A 17,864-nucleotide genomic window follows, 5' to 3' on the forward strand; every position below is an offset into this window, starting at 1 on the left:
TGAACTACGCAGCCTCGCAGGAAGCCAGACCGCGGGCCGGCCGTCAGGTTAAATCTCGGTCAGGTTGGGTCCGGCGCGCTCCCGGCGACGCTTGCCTCTGGCGGCGGCGCGTGGGGCGTATAGAAATGCGCGCCTGACTTTCGTCTTTCGAGGCTTCGCATGCGATTCCCCGCTCGTCGTGAATTCCTGACCGCCCTGGGCGTGGGCGCCGTCGCGCTCGGCCTCGGCGCCCTGGCCGCCTGCGGGGGCAAGACCGGCGACGTGACCGAGACCGGCCTCAAGCGCGTCGAATCGACCAAGGTCCTGCGCGTCGGGCTGGAAGGCACCTATCCGCCGTTCAACTTCCAGGACAAGGACGGCCAGTTGGCCGGCTTCGAGGTCGACTTCGCCAAGGCCCTGGCCGCCCAGATGGGCGTCAAGGCCGAGTTCCACCCCTCGCCGTTCGCCGGCCTGCTGGGCGCGCTGGAATCCAAGCGCATCGACGTGGTGATCAACCAGATCACCATTACCCCCGAGCGGGCGGCCAAGTACGACTTCTCGCGGCCCTACACGGTCTCGGGCATCCAGATCATCGTCCGCAAGGGCCAGACCGGCATCGCCGCCCCCGCCGACCTGGCCGGCAAGAAGGTGGGCGTGGGCCTGGGCACCAACTACGAGACCTGGCTGCGGGCCAATGCTCCCAAGGCCGTCGTCCGCACCTATGACGACGACCCCACCAAGTACCAGGACCTGAAGGCCGGCCGCATCGACGCCGTGCTCAACGACCGGCTGGTGGCCGCCGACTTCGTCAAGACCACGCCCGACTTCGAGGCCTCGGGCCCGCCGTTCGCCAGCCAGGGCATGGGCGTGGCCATGCTGCGCGATCCGGCGATGAAGGTGACGATCGACCAGGCCATCGACGCCCTGCGCGCCAACGGTCAGCTGGCGGCCATCTCGATCAAGTGGTTCGGGCAGGACGTGACGAAGTGATATCCCGCGCTAGGATCGGGGCCATGTCCCTGTCCGTGTCCCCGGCCTCCGCTCGATGAATCCCGCCCTCGACCTCGTCGCCCAGTCCGCGCCGCTGCTGCTGAAGGGCGCGGTCTACACCGTGCTGCTCAGCGTGATCGGCATGGGGGTGGGCCTGGTGATCGGCTTCGGCCTGGCCCTGATGCGGCTGTCGCGCAGCCCCCTGCTGCGTTGGCCGGCGGCGGTCTATGTCTCGGCGATCCGGGGCACGCCGCTGCTGGTCCAACTGTTCCTGATCTATTACGGCCTACCGCAGCTGGGGATCGAGCTGCCGCCGCTGCTGGCGGCCGGGATCGGCTTCTCGATCAACATCGGCGCCTATGCCGGCGAGATCCTGCGCAGCGCCATCGCCGCCGTCGACAAGGGCCAGTGGGAGGCCGCCAGCGTGCTGGGCATGAGCCGCGGCCAGACCCTGCGCCGGGTAATCCTGCCCCAGGCCGCCCGCACCGCCGTCGCGCCCCTGTCCAACAGCTTCATCAGCCTGGTCAAGGACACCTCCCTGGCCGCCACGATCCAGGTGCCCGAGCTGTTCCGCCAGGCCCAGCTGATCACCGCCCGCACCTACGAGATTTTCGCCATGTATCTGGCGGCCGCCGCCGTCTACTGGGTCCTGTCCAGCCTGCTGGCCCTGGGCCAGACCCGTCTGGAACGCCGCGCGGAGGGCCGCAGATGAGCGCCATCGACGCCAAGGGCCTGGTCAAGCGCTTCGGCGCGACCACCGTCGTGAACGGCGTCGACCTGACGGTGACGCCCGGCGAGACCGTCGCGGTCATCGGCCCCAGCGGCTCGGGCAAGAGCACCCTGCTGCGCTGCCTGGCGGGGCTGGAGGTCATCGACGGCGGGACCCTGACCGTGGCCGGCGTCACAGCTGGATCCAAGCCGCCGCTGGCCCGCGCCCTGAAGGGCCGGGTCGGCTTCGTCTTCCAGAGCTTCAACCTCTTCCCGCACCGCACGGCCCTGCAGAACGTGGCCGAGGGCCTGATCGTGGTGCGTGGCGTCAAGCCGGGCGAAGCCCACGACAAGGCCCGCGCCCTGCTGACCAAGGTGGGCCTGGCCCACCGGGTCGACGCCTATCCGCGCGAGCTGTCCGGCGGCCAGCAGCAGCGCTGCGCCATCGCCCGCGCCCTGGCCATGGACCCGGAGGTCATCCTCTTCGACGAACCGACCTCGGCGCTCGATCCGGAACTGGTCGGCGAGGTGCTGACGGTGATCCGCGACCTGGCCGCCGAGAAGCGCACCATGGTCATCGTGACCCACCAGATGGACTTCGCCCGCGATGTGGCCGATCGGACGCTCTTCATGGATGACGGCGTTATTATTGAACAAGGCCCTTCCGCCGCCGTGCTCGGTTCGCCTAAGGAAGAGCGCACGCGGCGATTCCTCAGCAAGGTGAGCGGCCTAAGGTCATAATTTGGCCTCCGGCGCCCCTCACCTCCTCTCCGCCGACGCCGTGTGCTGTGAGGCGAGGTCCTGTGAAACCCTATATCGATCTGCAAGGCGCTTCGGGCGCTGTCTACCGTTACAAGCTGGCCGAGGATCGCGATCCCCGGACGACCATCGCCGGCAATTTCGTCTTCGTCGATGCGGCGGGGACTGTCGTCTACGCGGGCGAGGCCAACAACCTGCACGGGGCCGGCAACCGCTTCCCCGAGGCCTCGCTGAAGCACAAGGCCGAGTATCTCTACACCCGCCTGAACGTCTCGGGCGCCTCGCGCTCGGATGAGCTGCAGGACATCGTGGCGGCCGTCCGGCCGGTCATGAACAAGGGCGAATAGGCCCTTCCAGGATCCCACGGCTGACAGAATCGTCGCCCCGGGATCCGTCCGACCTCGTACGGTCGAGCTTCCTTTCGCAATCAGGTACGAAAAGAGAACATCGGCGGCGTCCACATCCGGCGCAGGCTTCGCTATGGTGGCGTCAGCATGCGCCCCGAGATTCTCTTTCCGCTGTTCACGCCGGTCTCCACGCTGAAGGGCGTGGGGCCGCGCGTCGCGCCGCTGGTCGAGCGCCTGGCGGGGCCGATCGTGCGCGACGTGCTGTTTACGACGCCCCAGGGCCTGATCCGCCGGACGGTGACCACCAGCGACCGCGCCGTGGACGGCCAGGTCCAGACCTTCCTGGTCACCATCGACGCCCACCTGCCGCCGCAGCGCTCGGGCCAGCCCTGGCGGGTCCGGACCTGGGACGAGCACGGTTTCGTCACCCTGACCTGGTTCAAGGGCCACGGCCCTCACCTGGAGCGCCAGCATCCCGTCGGCGCCAAGCGGGCCGTCAGCGGCAAGGTCGAGCGCTTCGGATCCGAGATCCAGATCGCCCATCCGGACTATCTGCTGGACGCGGAGAAGGCCGGCGAGATCCCGGCCGTCGAGCCGGTCTATCCGGCCACGGCCGGCCTGCCCTCGCGCACCTTCCGCAAGTTCGCCCAGGAGGCCCTGGAGCGCGCCGCCGCCCTGCCCGAGTGGCAGGACCCGGCCTGGCTGGCCAAGAGCGGCTTCCCGGGCTGGCGCGAGGCCCTGGCCCTGGTCCACAACCCGCAGGCCGAAATCGACCTGTCCCCGATGTCGGTCGCCCGCCGCCGACTGGCCTTCGACGAATTGCTGGCCCACCAGCTGGCCCTGGCCCAGCGCAAGGCCGGCAAGCGCTCGCACCCCGCCCCGCGCATCGTCGCCGGCGACCTGTCCGACGCCGTCGAGAAGGCCCTGCCCTTCAAGCTGACCGGCGCCCAGATCCGGGCGCTGTCGGAGGTGCGCGGCGACATGGTCAGCGGCGAGCGCATGGCCCGGCTGCTGCAGGGCGACGTCGGCTCGGGCAAGACGGTGGTGGCCATGCTGGCCATGGCCGACGCCGCTTCCAGCGGCCTGCAATCGGCCCTGATGGCCCCGACCGAGATCCTGGCCCGCCAGCACTACGAGACCCTGGCCCCGCCGCTGGAGGCCCAAGGCCTGGCGGTGATCCTGCTGACCGGCCGCGACAAGGGCTCGGTCCGGGCCTCGAAGCTGGCCAAGCTGGCCGACGGCTCGGCCGCCGTGGCCGTGGGCACCCACGCCCTGTTCCAGGACGACGTCGCCTTCCACGCCCTGGGCCTGACCATCATCGACGAGCAGCATCGCTTCGGCGTCAATGAGAGGAAGCGCCTGCAGGACAAGGGGACCGGCGCCCATCTGGTGGCCATGTCGGCCACCCCGATCCCGCGCACCCTGGAGCTGACGGTGTTCGGCGACCTGGACGTCTCGCGCATCGACGAGAAGCCGCCGGGCCGCACGCCGGTCGCCACCCGCGCCGTCCCGACGCCGCGCATCCCCGAGATCATCGCCCGGCTGAAGGCCGCCTCGGAAGCCGGCGCCCAGGCTTTCTGGATCTGCCCGCTGGTGTCTGAGTCCGAAAAGATCGACCTGCGCGACGCCGAGATGCGCGCCGCCTCCCTGCGCCAGGCGATCGGCCCCAGCGTCGGCCTGGTCCACGGCCAGATGCCGGCCGCCGAGAAGGACGCGGTGATGCAGGCCTTCGTCGACGGCGAGGTCAGCGTCCTGGTCGCCACCACCGTGGTCGAGGTCGGGGTCAACGTGCCCAACGCCAGCATCATGGTCATCGAGCACGCCGACCGCTTCGGCCTGGCCCAACTGCACCAGCTGCGCGGGCGCGTGGGGCGCGGGGCGCGCGAGAGCTCGTGCGTGCTGCTCTACGACCCGCCGCTGTCGGAGACCGCCCAGCAGCGGCTGGACATCCTGCGTCGCTCCGACGACGGCTTCGAGATCGCCGAGAAGGACCTGGAGCTGCGCGGCGGCGGCGATCCGCTGGGCCTCAAGCAGAGCGGCTTCCCCGCCTACCGCCTGGCCGACCCTGTCGCCCATCGCGACCTGATCGCCGCGGCGGCCGACGACGCCCGGCTGATCCTGGCCCGCGACCCCGACCTGACCAGCCCGCGCGGCCAGGCGGTGCGGACCCTGCAGGAGCTGTTCGACTGGAAGGCCGCCTCCCCCTTGAATGACGCTGGGTGAAGCGAGGGAGGCTGGCGACATGGACGTCTCCGCCGCCCTTTCCGCCCTGGCCCCGCGCCTGTCCACCGCCGCGACGGCGGCGCTGAATGTCCGCCGGCTGTCGGGCGGGGCCAGCCAGGAGACCTGGACCTTCGACCTCGACGACGGCACACCCTTGATCCTGCGCCGGCGGCCGCCGGGCGGGGCGATGAGCGCCGCCGCCCTGCCCCTGTCGACCGAGGCCGCCCTGCAGGCCGCCATCGGCCCGCGCGGCGCGCCCGTGCCTGAAGTCGTCCGCGTCTGCCAGCCCGCCGACGGTCTGGGCGAGGCCTACGTCATGCGCCGGCTGTCGGGCGAGACCCTGGGCAAGCGGATCGTGCGCGACGAGGCCTTCGCCGCCGTCCGTCCTGGCCTGGCCCGGCGCTGCGGCGAGGTGCTGGCGACGATCCACGCCACGCCCCTGGACGGCCTGCCGCCCCTGAACGTGTCGGACGCCGCCAGCGAACTGGCGCGCTACGAGACCGTCTACCGCCAGTCCGGCGCCCGGCGGCCGGTGTTCGAGGCGGCCTTCCGCTGGCTGGAGGAGCGCGCCCCGCCGCCGCTGCAGCGTCCGGTGCTGGTGCACGGCGACTTCCGGAACGGCAACCTGATGATCTCGCCCGCCCCGTCCCCCAAAGGGGGCCTGGTGGGGGTGCTGGACTGGGAGCTGGCCCACCTGGGCGACCCGGCCGAGGACCTGGGCTGGATTTGCGTCAATTCCTGGCGGTTCGGTGAATGGCGACGACCGGTGGGCGGCTTCGGCGACTACCAGGAGCTGCTGGACGGCCACGCCGCGGCCGAGGGCGAGCCGGTGTCGCTGGACCGGCTGTTGTTCTGGCAGGCCCTGGGCTCGCTGAAATGGGGCGTCATGTGCCTGATGATGTACGCCAGCTTCGCCAGCGGCGCCGACCGCTCGATCGAACGGGCGATGATCGGCCGTCGGGCCAGCGAGACCGAGATCGACCTGGTGCTGCTGATGGAGCAGGCCGCATGATCACCCACCCGACCGCCGCCGAACTGACCGAGGCCTTGGCCGGCGTCGAGGCGGGCCCGCCCGGCGACGCCCGCGCCGCCTTCATCGCCCGGGTCGCCGACAACGCCCGCGCCACCCTCGAACGCGAAGCGGCCCTTGGACCGGCGGCCGAGGCGGCGGCGGTGGAACGGCTGCGCGCCCTGCTGGAACGGGACGGCGACTTCGAGACCCTGAACGCCGAGCTCTGCGCCCGGCTGCGCGACGGCCGCCTGGCGCCGCTGGACCCGGCCGTGCTGGCCCATCTGAAGGCCGGCGCCCTGGACCAGGTCGCGATCGACCAGCCAAGCTACTGGGGTTTGGCGGCGCTGCGATCTGAAAGCGCGCCCCGTTGAGAATCCCTCCACCGCTCATCCCGGCGAATGCCGGGACCCAGATGGAATGGCTTTGAGGCTGACGCCAGGAACTCGGAGCTCGTCCAGTCATCCACACCGCCACAGGATCTGGGTCCCGGCATTCGCCGGGATGAGCGGATTTGGGGGATGACTATTGAGGGACGGTCGCCGTCGCGGTCCGCGCCTTCAGCGCCGCCACGCGCGCCAGGGCGTCGGCCTCGATGTCGGCCCAGAACAGGTTGAAGCCGTCGACCTTGCGCCGGTCGGTCCAGGACCCGCTATCGCGCAGAGAGGTCGACTTGGGCCGGCCCGTGTGCAGCAGGCCGTTCTCGCACTGCGCCCAGACCTGGCGCTTCAGCAGGGCCGGACGCGAGCCCCACTCCAGCCCCGTGGCGTTGGCCGCGCCCAGGTTCAGCTTGGCCGGGGCGCGGATCTCGTTGCGGGCGCCCAGCAGCGGATTGACGCACAGCGGCGCCCGGCCGTCGATCGTGACCAGTTCGCCGTCCCGGTTCCAGACCAGCGAGCGGTTGGACAGCTCCTGGGCGCGCTGGAAATCGCCGTCGGTCAGCGACGCCCAGGCGACCACGCAACCGGCTTGATTGCGACCGGCGCAGGCCGGCGCGGGCGCGTCGGGCCCGAAGGTGTCGGCCGGCACCACGGTCTCGATCAGATAGACCCCGGCCAGGCGCTCGCGCAGCGCCGCATCGGGGACGATCTCCTCCTTCAGCAGGCGATCGGCCAGGACCCCGCCCTGCTCCACCCCGACCAGCACCAGCGGTCGTCCGCCGTTGTCGTGCTCCAGGTAGTAGCGGAAGGCGTCGCGGACATCGTCATAGGCGAAGCGCCGGGCGTCGCGGGCGTCGTCGCGCAGGGTCAGGAAGGTGTAGAGGCTGGCTTGGCGATAGTGCGGCGCGAAGATCCGCCCGACCCGCGCGAACGGCGCGGCGTAGTTGGGCAGCATCACCCGGGACAGGTCGCGCTCGGCCTTGACCTGGTCGAACGGCGCGTTCCAGTCGCGGCCGCCGTCATAGCTGGTGGGATGGACGAAGAAGACGTCGGCCGTCACGCGGGCCGCCGCGTCACGCTGCGGCCGCAGGGCCCAGGCGTCGGGCTTGGCGTAGTTCGGGGCCGGCGGCGGGTCGTAGGTCTGGAAGGGGATCTTGGGGTCGAGGGTGGTGCGCAGGATGTCGTAGCGCCAGTAGAACGCCGCCGACACGACCATCGCCAGGAACAGGACCGTCCCCGCGAAGATCCAACGCTTGAAACCCTTGAACCGCTCGGCCATGGCCCCTCGTTACACGAAGCCGGGCCAAGGCGCGAGCCGGCGCGGAACCCCTTACGCGCCTTCCTGTCCGATGATCGCCACAGAGCAGACGTTGCTGGCCGGCGCGCCGCCCAGATTGTGGGTCATGCCGAACACCGGGTCCTTCAGCTGGCGCTCGCCGGCCCGTCCCTGCAGCTGCAGGTACATCTCGTAGAGCATGCGCAGGCCCGAGGCCCCGATCGGGTGGCCGAAGCATTTCAGCCCGCCGTCGATCTGGCACGGTAGGCCGCCGTCGGCGTCGTAGAAGCCGTCCAGCACGTCGCGCCAGCCCTGGCCCTCGGGCGAGATGAACAGGTCCTCCATGGTCACCAGCTCGGTGATCGAGAAGCAGTCGTGCACCTCCATCATCGAGATCTGCTCGCGCGGGCGCTCGATGCCGGCCTCGCGATAGGCCTTGCCGGCGGCGATGCGGGCGGTGTGGAAGTGGCTGCCGTCCCAGCCGTTGTACTGGCTCTCGTAGCCGTTGGAGACCGACAGCTGCAGGGCCTTGACCGTGACCAGGTCGCGCTTGCCCAGCGACCGCGCGATCTCGGGCGTGGTGACGATGGCGGCGGCCGCCCCGTCCGACACGCCGCAGCAGTCGAACAGGCCCAGCGGCTCGGCGATCATCGGGGCGTTCAGCACCTGCTCCACCGTCACCGCCTTCTGCAGGTGGGCCTTGCGGTTCTTGGCGCCGTTGGCGTGGCTCTTGACCGAGACGTGGGCGATGGCCCGCTTGAGGTCCTCGCGCGAGACCCCGTGCTTGGCGCGGTAAGCGCTGGCCAGCTGGGCGAAGTTGCCGGGCGCCGAGCCGTTGGGGATGACCTGCGGCGCCAGCGTGCCGGGATTGCCGACCGGCAGGCCGCCGTAGCCGGTGTCCTTCAGCTTCTCCACGCCCACGGCGATGGCGATGTCGGCCGCCCCCGCCGCCACGGCGTAGACCGCGCCCCGGAAAGCTTCCGAGCCCGAGGCGCAGAAGTTCTCCACCCGGGTGACGGCGATGTTGGGCAGTCGCAGGGCGATCGACAGCGGCGTGCCGCCCTTGCCGGTCCCGAGCTCGTCGATGTGGGTCGAGAACCAGGCCGCGTCCAGCTGACTGGGCTCGATGCCGGCGTCCTGCATCGCCTCGACATAGGCCTCGACCATCAGGTCGTCGGGCCCGGCGTCCCAACGCTCGCCGAACTTGCTGCAGCCCATCCCCAGGATGGCGACCTTGTCGCGGATGCCCTTGGCCATGGTGATGCTCCCTATTCCGCCGCCAGGGCGGTGTTCTTGGCCATGGCCGCGCGGTCGGGGGCGGCCTTCCAGAAGTAGCGGACGAAGCCCCGCTTCTCGTCGACGTCCTTGATGCGGAACACCATCTTGACCGGCAGGCCGCTGTCGACCTCGCCGGGCTCGACGTCGGTGATGTCCATCATGATCCGCCCGCCGCCCTCAAAGACGATCATGCCGTAGTGGTTGGGCGGGCTCATGGAGAAGGTCAGGTAGTCGGCCGAATAGCTGAGGACCGACGCCTTGCGCTCGGCGAAGCGGTACGGCTCCTGGGTGTCGACGCCGGGATTGTTGGGCGCCACCGAGATGCGGGTGCGCGGGAACTGGACCACGCCGGTCTCGCGGCAGCGGCCGCCGACCAGGCCCAGGATCATGTCCTGGTTGCGGTAGAGGGTGGTCAGGGCCGTCTTGTTGTCCTTCTCGGCCCGCATGCCCTTGTCCCATTCGACCAGGCCGTTGAAGGTCAGGAATTTCAGATAGTTGGTCTCGTCTTTTCGATCGGCCAGCGAGCCCGCGACGCCGCGCGCCGGGCGGTTGTTCCCGACGCCGTCGCCGACGCGGAACACCAGGGCCTCGGCGCCCTGGCCGAACTGGGCGACCAGGATCACCTCGCCCGGCTTGGCCTGCTCCAGGGCATGGGCCAGCATCAGCGGGCCGTGGGCGCAGCCGGCCTCGCCCAAGGTCAGGGCCAGGTTGTCGCGCACCGCCTCGGGGGCGATCCCGATCGTCTTGGCCAGGCTGGTGGCCATGCCCGAGAACGTCGACGGGAAGCAGAAATGCGAGACGTCGGAAGCGCTTAGGCCCGAAACCTCCAGCGCCCGCCGGATGGCCGGCGGGACCAGCTTGACGATGCCCTCGTTGCGGATCCAGCGCTCCTCCCAGCCGTAGTCGAAGTCGCTGTCGGCGCCCCGGAAGTGGTCGACGAAGTCGTCGGTGACGCTGCCCTGGCCCAGGAACTCGGCGACGCCGCCCTCGGCGTCGATCACGAAGGCCGCCGCGCCGTCGCCGTTGTCCAGCTCCTGGGTCGAGGCCGCCCGGGCCCGCCGGTGCTCGCCGGTCGCCACCAGGGCGCGCCGGGCCGCCCCGCCCTTCACTGCCGCCAGGGCCTGGCCCAGGGCCGAGAGGCCGCAGCGCTGCGAGCCGGTGACGTCGGCCGAAGCGATCGACGTCTCCAGGGTCAGGGCGGCGGCGACGATGCCGGCGTTCTGGCGATCGACGAACGGCGCCGTGGTCGAAGCGAAATAGAGGGCGTCGACGGCCGAGCGGTCGTCGTCCGGCCCCAGGGCGTCGCGGGCCGCCTCGACCGCCATGGTCAGGGCGTCCTCGTCCCAGTTGGCCATGGACCGCTCACCCTTGGCCTTGGCCCGCAGGTTCGGCGCGACCCAGGCGTTGGCCTCGGTGACCGCCTTGCGGCTGAGCCGAAGACGCGGCGCATAGGCGCCCCAGGCGGCGATGCCGACCATGTTCCACTCCCTGACCATCGCCCGTTTCGGCGACTTATCAGCGGTTAGCTTACGCTCGCGGAAGGGGTCGGCAAGTGTGACCTGACGTCAGGCGCGCGCCGATCAGCGATAGGGATCGTCGGTGTTCAGGAACCCGGCCACATAGTCCTCGACGCCGTCCTCCAGCGAGGTCATCGCCGCGTTGTAGCCGGCGGCGCGCAGGCGGCTCATGTCGGCCTCCGTGAAGTACTGGTACTTGCCGCGCAGCACTTCGGGCATGTCGAAATAGTCGATGTCGGGCTCGCGGCCGATCGCCCGGAACGTCGCCTCGGCCAGGGCCTTGAACGAACGGGCCTTGCCCGAACCCAGGTTGTAGACGCCGTTGACGTGCGGGCTCTTGGCCAGCCAGGCGACCACGTCGGCCACGTCGCGCACATAGACGAAGTCGCGCAGCTGGCCGCCGTCTTCGTAGTCGGGGTGGTGCGACTTGAAGAGCTTCACGCCCTGCCCTTCGGCCACCTGCGGCCAGATTTGGCAGACGACCGACTTCATGCCGCCCTTGTGCTGCTCGTTGGGCCCGTAGACGTTGAAGAACTTCAGCCCCACCCACTGGGCCGGCGCATGGCCGCGGGCGGCTTCGCGGACGGCGTAGATGTCGAACAGGGCCTTGGACCAGCCGTAGGCGTTCAGCGGCCGCAGGGCCTTGAGGCTTTCGATGTCGTCCTTGCCGTCGAAGCCCTGCTGGCCGTCGCCGTAAGTCGCCGCCGAAGAAGCGTAGATCAGCCGCCGCTTGTGCTGGGCGCACCAGCGCCACAGGTCGCGCGACAGCACGAAGTTGGATTCCACGATCAGGTCGGCGTCCGGCTCGGTGGTCGACGAGATCGCGCCCATGTGGATGACCAGCTCGACCTCGTCGCCGCGCTCGGCCAGCCACTCGAACAGGTCCTCGGGCGGAACGAAGTCGGCGATCGGCGACTTGGCCAGGTTCTTCCACTTGTTCTCGGCGGCCTCGCCCAGCCAGTCGCAGACCACGACGTCGAGGCTGTCGTCCTCGCACAGCTTGGCGACGATGTTGGAGCCGATGAACCCGGCGCCGCCGGTGACGAGGATGACGCGTCTGGACATGATCCGCGTTATGGCACAGGGGGCGACAGGAACAAGGTGTTGGACTGGGCGTCGGAGTGAACGTGCGGATCGATCGGGACGGCCCTGTCATCGTCTGGCTGCGCAACGACCTGCGCCTGGCCGACAACCCCGCCCTCGCCGCCGCGGCGGCGCCCGGCCGGCCGGTGATCCCGCTCTACATCCTGGACCAGACGCCCGGCGTGCGACCGATGGGCGGGGCGTCCCTGTGGTGGCTCGACAAGTCGCTGGCCGCCCTGGCCGACGCGCTGGAGGCGATCGGCTCGCGCCTGATCCTGCGGCGCGGCCCGGCGCGCGAGGTGCTGGCGGAGGTCGTCGCCCACGCCCGGCCCGCGGCCGTGGTCTGGAACCGCCTCTACGACGCCGCAGCGATCGACCGCGACACCGACATCAAGGCCTGGCTGAAGGACGAAGGCGTCGCCTGCGAAAGCTTCGACGCCGGCCTGCTGAACGAGCCCTGGACGGTGAGGAACGGCGCCGGCCAGCCCTACAAGGTGTTCACGCCCTACTGGCGCGCGGCGCGGGAGCATCTGCACCAGGTCCATGTCGAGCCCGCGCCCAAGGCCCTGGCCGCGCCCGAGCACTGGCCGCGCACCGAGGCGCTGGCGGGCTGGAAGCTGCATCCGACGAGGCCCGACTGGTCCAAGGGCTTCGACCTGTGGACGCCCGGCGAGGCCGGCGCGCGGGAGCGGCTGGACGACTTCCTGTCGGGCCCGGTCGACGACTACCAGCGCAAGCGCGATCTGCCGGGCGTCGAGGCCACCTCGCGCCTGTCGCCACACCTGCATTTCGGCGAGATCGGCCCGCGCCAGGTCTGGGTCGCCGCCCGCAACGCCGTCGAGGCGGGCGACGCCCCCGCCGGCCAGATCGAGAAGTTCCTGTCCGAGATCGGCTGGCGGGAGTTCAACCACGCGATCCTGTTCCACCATCCCGACCTGCCGAAGACCAGCTTCCGGCCCGAGTTCGACGCCTTTCCCTGGGTGAGCGACCACGCCGGCTTCGAGGCCTGGACGCGGGGCGAGACCGGCTATCCGATCGTCGACGCCGGCATGCGCGAGCTGTGGGCCACCGGCTTCATGCACAACCGCGTGCGGATGATCGCCGCCTCGTTCCTGGTCAAGCACCTGCTGGTCGACTGGCGCCGGGGCGAGGCCTGGTTCTGGGACACGCTTGTCGACGCCGACCTGGCCAACAATGTCGGCAACTGGCAGTGGGTGGCCGGCGGCGGGGCCGACGCCGCACCGTATTTCCGGATCTTCAATCCGATCGCCCAGGGCCAGAAGTTCGACCCCGCCGGGACCTATGTCCGCCGCTGGATCCCGGAACTGGCCGGCCTGCCTGATGCGACGATCCACGAGCCCTGGAAGGCCGCGGCGCAACTGAACGGCGCGGCCAAGCGTCTCTATGGGGAACCGATCGTGGGGCATTCGGCGGCGCGCGAACGCGCGCTCGAGGCCTATCGCGGCCTCAGGGGAGATCAGGCGCTCCACGCGGCCAGGTAGTAACCCCATTTACAGGTCGGTCCCGAGAGTTCTTACTTTCGTCATCAAGTTTGGGATGGGACCGTCGATGACCGATATCCTGCCTTCGACCTGGCCGGCCACGGCCCGCGACCCGGAACTGCGTCGCGCCCCGGCCGCCTTCCGCACCGCCCTCCGCCTCGCCGTGGAGAACTGGGCGGCCGGCAACCTGACCTTCGTCCTGCCCTCCGGAAAGCCGATGCGCATCGTCGGCAAGGCGCCGGGGCCGGACGCGGTGGTTCGCATCCACGACTATCGCTTCATCCGCCGGGTCCTGGCCGCCGGCGGCATCGGCTTCGCCGAGGGCTATATGGCCGGCGAGTGGGACACGCCCGATCTGTCGGCGGTGCTGGAGGCCTTCTCGCTGAACTTCGACCGGCTGACCGCCCTCGTGCGCGGCAATCCGGTCATGCTCGCGGTCAACAAGCTCTACCACCTGTTCCATCGCAACGACCGGGCAGGCTCGCGCAAGAACATCCACGCCCACTACGACCTGGGCAACAGCTTCTATTCGCGGTGGCTGGACCCGACGATGACCTATTCGTCGGCCTTGTACGAAGCGCCCAGCCAGCCGCTGCACCAGGCCCAGCACGCCAAGTACGCGGCCCTGGCCCGCTCGATCGATCTCAGGCCCGGCCAGCACGTGCTGGAGATCGGCTGCGGCTGGGGCGGCTTCGCCGAGTTCGCGGCCAAGGAGGTGGGCGCCAAGGTGACCGGGGTCACCATCTCGCAGGCCCAGCACGACTTCGCCAGGAAGCGCCTGTTCGACCAGGGCCTGGCCGAGAAGGCCGACATACGGCTGATCGACTACCGCGACGTCCAGGGCCAGTTCGACAGCGTCGCCTCGATCGAGATGTTCGAGGCCGTGGGCGAGGAGTACTGGCCCACCTATTTCGGCAAGATCCGCGAGGTCCTGTCGCCGGGCGGCCGGGCCGGCCTGCAGATCATCACCATCCGCGACGAGCTGTTCGCCCGCTATCGCAGCCGCACCGACTTCATCCAGCGCTACGTCTTCCCGGGCGGCATGCTGCCCAGCGAGGCGCGGCTGAAGCAGGAGACCGACGCCGCGGGCCTGTCGTGGACCGGCGTCACCCGCTTCGGCCAGAACTACGCCGACACCCTGGCCGAATGGGCCACGCGGTTCGAGGCGGCCTGGGAGGACATCAAGGGCCTGGGTTTCGACGAGCGGTTCCGCCGGCTGTGGCGGTTCTATCTCAGCTATTGCGAGGCCGGTTTCCGCACGGAACGCACCAATGTGATCCAGCTGGGTCTCGCCAGGGTCTAGCGAAGGCCGGCCGTCGTGCCGACCTTTGACCTGCATCCCCGCGCGAGCGCGCGTCCGAGGTCGGCCCGATGAACCTCTACACCCTGGTCCTCGATTTCCACGGCGGCACCTACATCACCCAGTTCGAGGCCGACACGCCGACGGACGCGGTCGCCGCCTGGTGCAAGGAGCTGGAGGACGAGCAACTGCTGGGCGACGCCTCGTTCCCCGTGGCCGAGGGCATCATGGTTGACGCCATCGAGAACCACCTGGTCGAGGTGGAGGGCCTGCACGGCGCCTGGTGCGCGGCGGCGACGGTCAACGGCGCCCTGGCCCTGCTGAACGTGATCGTCACCCAGCGCCTGGATTGAACCTGCGCTGAAACGGGCCCAGAAGCGTCCACGAGGGTCGCCTTCAGGAAAACTGGCCTTGCTTACCGGGCGCGCATCACGATCTACCCTACCGACCTTACGACCGGCCGGACCGAAGAGATGACCGTAAAGACCAGCGTCCTGGACGCTATCGGCGACACGCCCCTGATCCGCCTCAACCGCGCCAGCGACGCCACCGGCTGCGAGATTCTCGGCAAGGCCGAGTTCATGAACCCCGGCCAATCGGTCAAGGACCGCGCGGCCCTGGGCATCATCCGCGACGCCGAGGCCAAAGGCCTGTTGCGGCCCGGCGGCCGGATCGTCGAGGGCACGGCCGGCAACACCGGCATCGGCCTGGCGATGGTCGCTTCGGCCCTGGGCTACAAGACCACGATCGTCATTCCCCGCACCCAAAGCCAGGAGAAGAAGGACGCCATCCGCCTGCTGGGCGCCGAGTTGGTCGAGGTGGACGCCGTCCCCTACTCCAACCCCGACAACTATGTCCGCTACTCCGGCCGCCTGGCCGAGGAGCTGGCGAAGACCGAGCCGAACGGCGCGATCTGGGCCAACCAGTTCGACAACGTCGCCAACCGACAGGCCCATTTCGACACCACGGGGCCGGAGATCTTCGAACAGACCGACGGCAAGGTCGACGGCTTCATCTGCGCCATCGGCTCGGGCGGCACCCTGGCCGGCGTCGCCGCCGCCCTGCGGGCCCGCAAGCCCTCGGTGAAGATCGGCCTGGCCGACCCACACGGCGCGTCGCTGTACAGCTGGTACGCCGACGGCGAGCTGAAGGCCGAGGGCAATTCGATCAGCGAGGGCATCGGACAGGGCCGGATCACCGCCAACCTGGAAGGCCTGGCGATCGACTATCCCTTCCGCGTCAGCGACGAGGAGATGCTGGAGCAGGTCTTCGACCTGGTGCAGCACGAAGGCCTGTGCCTGGGCGGTTCGACCGGCATCAACGTGGCCGGCGCCGTGCGCATGGCCCGGGCCATGGGCCCCGGCCACACCATCGTGACCGTGCTCTGCGACCACGGCTCGCGCTACCAGAGCAAGCTCTTCAATCCCGCCTTCCTGGCCGAGAAAGGCCTGCCGACTCCGCCCTGGATGTAAGGCCAAGCTCGGCATACGGGTAATGGGCATCACGCTGACCGAGAAGTTGCGGAATTCAACCATCCGGTGCAGGATCGAGGGAAGTCGCACCGGGAGGGCCTGATGGCTTGGAAGGGTATCGTCGGCAAGAGCTTCTCGCCGGAAGGGTTCGAGACCTATTGCGAAGGCCTGAAGTGGTCGACCTGGCGACCTAATTTCATCGTGTTGCACAACACCGGCGTGCCGTCGCTGGATCAGCGCCCGCAGGGCCTGACCGAGCAGCACATCAAGAACCTCGAGGCTTATTACCGCGACAATCAGAAATGGAGCGCGGGACCGCACCTGTTCGTCGACGACAAGCAGATTTGGGTCTTCACGCCCCTGACCACGTCCGGCGTCCACTCGCCCAGCTGGAACAGCGTGGCCCTGGGCATCGAGATGCTGGGCGATTTCGACAAGGACGCCTTCGACACCGGCCGCGGCGCCCTGGTGCGCGATAACGTCGTGGCGGCCATGGCCACCCTGTCGGCCGTGCTGGGCCTGGACCCGAACACCATGCGCCTGCACCGCGAGGACCCCAAAACGACCCACGCCTGCCCGGGCAAGAACGTCAAGAAGCTGGAGGTCATCCAGCGGGTCCAGGACAAGATGGAGGAAGAGGCCAAGGAGCACAGCCTCAGCGAGGCGCATCCGTAAGGTTCCGCTGATCCCGGCGAATGCCGGGACCCAGATGGAATAGCGGCGTGGCGGACGCCATGGCCTCCACGCCCCTCCAGTCATCCGCACAGCCATAGGATCTGGGCCCCGGCATTCGCCGGGATGAGCGGGTCAGGGGGAGCGTGGAAATGCAGGCCCAATCGCTTGCCCCTCACCGCCGATCGCGTGATCTTGCCCGCCTTCTCGAAGGGGCGAGTCGGACCCCGAAAGGCTTATCCTCATGACCCACGCCGATCCCCTCGTCTCGACCGCCTGGCTGGCCGCGCACCTCGATGCGCCGGACGTGCGCGTGGTCGACGGCTCGTGGCACATGCCGGCCGCGAAACGCGATCCCAAGGCCGAGTACGAGCAGGCCCACATCCCGGGCGCGGTGTTCTTCGACATCGACGAGATCTCGGACGAGACCTCGCCCCTGCCGCACATGCTGCCCTCGCCCATCAAGTTCGCCTCGCGGGTCAAGAAGCTGGGCCTGGGCGACGGCTCGCGGATCGTCGTCTACGACACCAGCGGCATCCTGCCCGCCGCCCGCGTCTGGTGGGAATTCCGAGCCATGGGCCACGAGGACGTGGTGGTGCTGGACGGCGGCCTGCCCAAGTGGATCGCCGAGGGCCGCCCGGTCGACGACCTCGCCGTCAGCCCGCAGGAGCGCCATTTCACCCCGCGCTACCAGGCCGACATCGTCCGCTCGATCGACCAGATGAAGGCCAATCTCGACACCCGCCGCGAGCAGGTGATCGACGCCCGCGCCGCCGGCCGCTTCGAGGGCCGCGACCCTGAACCCCGCGCCGGCCTGCGCGGCGGCCACATCCCCGGCTCGCGCAACGTGCCCTTGTCGGCCATCCTGGCGTCGGACGGGACCATGCTGCCCGCCGATCGCCTGGCCGAGGTGTTCAAGGCCGCCGGGGTCGACATCGACAAGCCGATCGTCACCACCTGCGGCTCGGGCATCACCGCCGCCGCCGTCTCCCTGGCCCTGGCGCGGCTCGGCAAGCCCCGAGCGGCGGTCTACGACGGGTCGTGGACGGAATGGGGCGGCCGCGAGGACGTGCCGGTGGCGACGGGCGCGGCCGCACCGGTCCAAGTCTAGGCGACGCCCCGCACAAGGAAAAAGCCCATGAGCAGCCAGTACTCCCACCAGGGCGTGATCGACGCGATCAGGAAGGGTGACCTCCCCCGCCTCAAGGCGGTCTTGGCCGTGGCCGAACAGCATCTGGCGACGTACGGAGATGTCGCCACCATGGTCCAACTGCTCAGGGTCGAGATCTCCAAGCTGGAAGAGCATGAAGGCTGAGGTCGCCGGGAACCCGCAGGCCGGCGCACAGGCTCCGGCGGAGCGGTCCAGCCG

18 protein-coding genes are annotated in these 17,864 nt (G+C 69.7%); 14 read left to right on the plus strand and 4 right to left on the minus strand.

All coding sequences use genetic code 11. The features are described 5' to 3' along the window. Nucleotides 1-159: 159 nt before the first annotated feature. The 7 genes from tcyJ to WAE60_RS00175 all read left to right on the plus strand — a co-directional run bounded on the left by tcyJ (nucleotide 160) and on the right by WAE60_RS00175 (nucleotide 6,389). Nucleotides 160-969, plus strand: coding sequence for a cystine ABC transporter substrate-binding protein (tcyJ, locus tag WAE60_RS00145; RefSeq protein WP_337684243.1), 810 nt, complete (start codon nucleotides 160-162; stop codon nucleotides 967-969). 55 nt (nucleotides 970-1,024) lie between these two features. After that, nucleotides 1,025-1,681 carry a cystine ABC transporter permease gene (gene tcyL / locus WAE60_RS00150; protein WP_029914883.1) on the plus strand — a complete coding sequence of 219 codons (657 nt, stop codon included), beginning with the start codon at nucleotides 1,025-1,027 and terminating at the stop codon, nucleotides 1,679-1,681. After that, on the plus strand, nucleotides 1,678-2,418 hold the full coding sequence (locus tag WAE60_RS00155) for an amino acid ABC transporter ATP-binding protein (protein WP_337684246.1): 741 nt from the start codon (nucleotides 1,678-1,680) through the stop codon (nucleotides 2,416-2,418). The genes tcyL and WAE60_RS00155 overlap by 4 nt, the downstream gene beginning before the upstream one ends. A gap of 62 nt (nucleotides 2,419-2,480) precedes the next feature. Next, a complete protein-coding gene (locus tag WAE60_RS00160; RefSeq protein ID WP_029914888.1) occupies nucleotides 2,481-2,783 on the plus strand; it encodes a hypothetical protein in 303 nt (100 codons plus the stop codon). 147 nt (nucleotides 2,784-2,930) lie between these two features. Beyond that, a complete protein-coding gene (recG, locus tag WAE60_RS00165; protein WP_337684249.1) occupies nucleotides 2,931-5,006 on the plus strand; it encodes an ATP-dependent DNA helicase RecG in 2,076 nt (691 codons plus the stop codon). Continuing rightward, nucleotides 4,993-6,018, plus strand: a complete 1,026-nt coding sequence (locus WAE60_RS00170; RefSeq protein ID WP_337684250.1) for a phosphotransferase family protein — start codon at nucleotides 4,993-4,995, stop codon at nucleotides 6,016-6,018. The genes recG and WAE60_RS00170 overlap by 14 nt, the downstream gene beginning before the upstream one ends. Next, on the plus strand, nucleotides 6,015-6,389 hold the full coding sequence (locus tag WAE60_RS00175) for a DUF6285 domain-containing protein (RefSeq protein ID WP_337684251.1): 375 nt from the start codon (nucleotides 6,015-6,017) through the stop codon (nucleotides 6,387-6,389). The genes WAE60_RS00170 and WAE60_RS00175 overlap by 4 nt, the downstream gene beginning before the upstream one ends. Before the next feature lie 151 nt (nucleotides 6,390-6,540). On the opposite strand, the gene WAE60_RS00180 is transcribed toward WAE60_RS00175, so the two are convergent. The 4 genes from WAE60_RS00180 to rfaD form a co-directional block, all read right to left on the minus strand. Beyond that, nucleotides 6,541-7,674, minus strand: a complete 1,134-nt coding sequence (locus tag WAE60_RS00180) for a DUF3089 domain-containing protein (protein ID WP_337684252.1) — start codon at nucleotides 7,672-7,674, stop codon at nucleotides 6,541-6,543. Nucleotides 7,675-7,725: 51 nt separating this feature from the next. Then, nucleotides 7,726-8,928 carry an acetyl-CoA acetyltransferase gene (locus tag WAE60_RS00185; RefSeq protein ID WP_337684254.1) on the minus strand — a complete coding sequence of 401 codons (1,203 nt, stop codon included), beginning with the start codon at nucleotides 8,926-8,928 and terminating at the stop codon, nucleotides 7,726-7,728. 11 nt (nucleotides 8,929-8,939) lie between these two features. Further along, nucleotides 8,940-10,427, minus strand: a complete 1,488-nt coding sequence (locus tag WAE60_RS00190; RefSeq protein ID WP_337684256.1) for an OB-fold domain-containing protein — start codon at nucleotides 10,425-10,427, stop codon at nucleotides 8,940-8,942. Between the two features lie 102 nt (nucleotides 10,428-10,529). Further along, entirely contained in the window at nucleotides 10,530-11,531 is a 1,002-nt protein-coding gene (gene rfaD, locus WAE60_RS00195; protein ID WP_337684258.1) for an ADP-glyceromanno-heptose 6-epimerase, read from the minus strand. 62 nt (nucleotides 11,532-11,593) lie between these two features. Here rfaD and WAE60_RS00200 point away from each other — a divergent pair, with 62 nt between their 5' ends. The 7 genes from WAE60_RS00200 (at nucleotide 11,594) to WAE60_RS00230 (ending at nucleotide 17,810) form a co-directional block, all read left to right on the plus strand. Continuing rightward, nucleotides 11,594-13,051, plus strand: a complete 1,458-nt coding sequence (locus WAE60_RS00200; RefSeq protein WP_337684259.1) for a deoxyribodipyrimidine photo-lyase — start codon at nucleotides 11,594-11,596, stop codon at nucleotides 13,049-13,051. A gap of 67 nt (nucleotides 13,052-13,118) precedes the next feature. Then, on the plus strand, nucleotides 13,119-14,354 hold the full coding sequence (locus WAE60_RS00205) for a cyclopropane-fatty-acyl-phospholipid synthase family protein (RefSeq protein WP_029914904.1): 1,236 nt from the start codon (nucleotides 13,119-13,121) through the stop codon (nucleotides 14,352-14,354). 68 nt (nucleotides 14,355-14,422) lie between these two features. Further along, nucleotides 14,423-14,704, plus strand: coding sequence for a hypothetical protein (locus tag WAE60_RS00210; RefSeq protein ID WP_029914906.1), 282 nt, complete (start codon nucleotides 14,423-14,425; stop codon nucleotides 14,702-14,704). A 120-nt stretch (nucleotides 14,705-14,824) separates the two neighbouring features. Next, nucleotides 14,825-15,823, plus strand: coding sequence for a cysteine synthase A (locus WAE60_RS00215; protein ID WP_337684262.1), 999 nt, complete (start codon nucleotides 14,825-14,827; stop codon nucleotides 15,821-15,823). Between the two features lie 102 nt (nucleotides 15,824-15,925). Then, nucleotides 15,926-16,498: a peptidoglycan recognition family protein gene (locus tag WAE60_RS00220; protein ID WP_337684264.1), complete on the plus strand. Its 573-nt coding sequence runs from the start codon at nucleotides 15,926-15,928 to the stop codon at nucleotides 16,496-16,498. Between the two features lie 241 nt (nucleotides 16,499-16,739). Next, nucleotides 16,740-17,606 (plus strand): 3-mercaptopyruvate sulfurtransferase, encoded by an 867-nt coding sequence (gene sseA, locus WAE60_RS00225; protein WP_337684266.1) that lies wholly within the window; start codon nucleotides 16,740-16,742, stop codon nucleotides 17,604-17,606. A gap of 27 nt (nucleotides 17,607-17,633) precedes the next feature. Next, nucleotides 17,634-17,810 carry a DUF1843 domain-containing protein gene (locus WAE60_RS00230; RefSeq protein WP_081916892.1) on the plus strand — a complete coding sequence of 59 codons (177 nt, stop codon included), beginning with the start codon at nucleotides 17,634-17,636 and terminating at the stop codon, nucleotides 17,808-17,810. Nucleotides 17,811-17,864: the final 54 nt, after the last annotated feature.

It is taken from the genome of Caulobacter sp. CCG-8 (assembly GCF_037402475.1).
GTDB lineage: Bacteria > Pseudomonadota > Alphaproteobacteria > Caulobacterales > Caulobacteraceae > Caulobacter.

Coding starts and splice junctions, on each gene's coding strand:
- sseA (WP_337684266.1), top strand. CDS start 16,740: ATGACCCACGCCGATCCCCTCGTCTCGACCGCCTGGCTGGCCGCGCAC.
- WAE60_RS00185 (WP_337684254.1), bottom strand. CDS start 8,928: ATGGCCAAGGGCATCCGCGACAAGGTCGCCATCCTGGGGATGGGCTGC.
- tcyJ (WP_337684243.1), top strand. CDS start 160: ATGCGATTCCCCGCTCGTCGTGAATTCCTGACCGCCCTGGGCGTGGGC.
- WAE60_RS00220 (WP_337684264.1), top strand. CDS start 15,926: ATGGCTTGGAAGGGTATCGTCGGCAAGAGCTTCTCGCCGGAAGGGTTC.
- WAE60_RS00175 (WP_337684251.1), top strand. CDS start 6,015: ATGATCACCCACCCGACCGCCGCCGAACTGACCGAGGCCTTGGCCGGC.
- WAE60_RS00210 (WP_029914906.1), top strand. CDS start 14,423: ATGAACCTCTACACCCTGGTCCTCGATTTCCACGGCGGCACCTACATC.
- WAE60_RS00205 (WP_029914904.1), top strand. CDS start 13,119: ATGACCGATATCCTGCCTTCGACCTGGCCGGCCACGGCCCGCGACCCG.
- WAE60_RS00190 (WP_337684256.1), bottom strand. CDS start 10,427: ATGGTCGGCATCGCCGCCTGGGGCGCCTATGCGCCGCGTCTTCGGCTC.
- WAE60_RS00155 (WP_337684246.1), top strand. CDS start 1,678: ATGAGCGCCATCGACGCCAAGGGCCTGGTCAAGCGCTTCGGCGCGACC.
- rfaD (WP_337684258.1), bottom strand. CDS start 11,531: ATGTCCAGACGCGTCATCCTCGTCACCGGCGGCGCCGGGTTCATCGGC.
- WAE60_RS00230 (WP_081916892.1), top strand. CDS start 17,634: ATGAGCAGCCAGTACTCCCACCAGGGCGTGATCGACGCGATCAGGAAG.
- WAE60_RS00180 (WP_337684252.1), bottom strand. CDS start 7,674: ATGGCCGAGCGGTTCAAGGGTTTCAAGCGTTGGATCTTCGCGGGGACG.
- recG (WP_337684249.1), top strand. CDS start 2,931: ATGCGCCCCGAGATTCTCTTTCCGCTGTTCACGCCGGTCTCCACGCTG.
- WAE60_RS00215 (WP_337684262.1), top strand. CDS start 14,825: ATGACCGTAAAGACCAGCGTCCTGGACGCTATCGGCGACACGCCCCTG.
- tcyL (WP_029914883.1), top strand. CDS start 1,025: ATGAATCCCGCCCTCGACCTCGTCGCCCAGTCCGCGCCGCTGCTGCTG.
- WAE60_RS00170 (WP_337684250.1), top strand. CDS start 4,993: ATGACGCTGGGTGAAGCGAGGGAGGCTGGCGACATGGACGTCTCCGCC.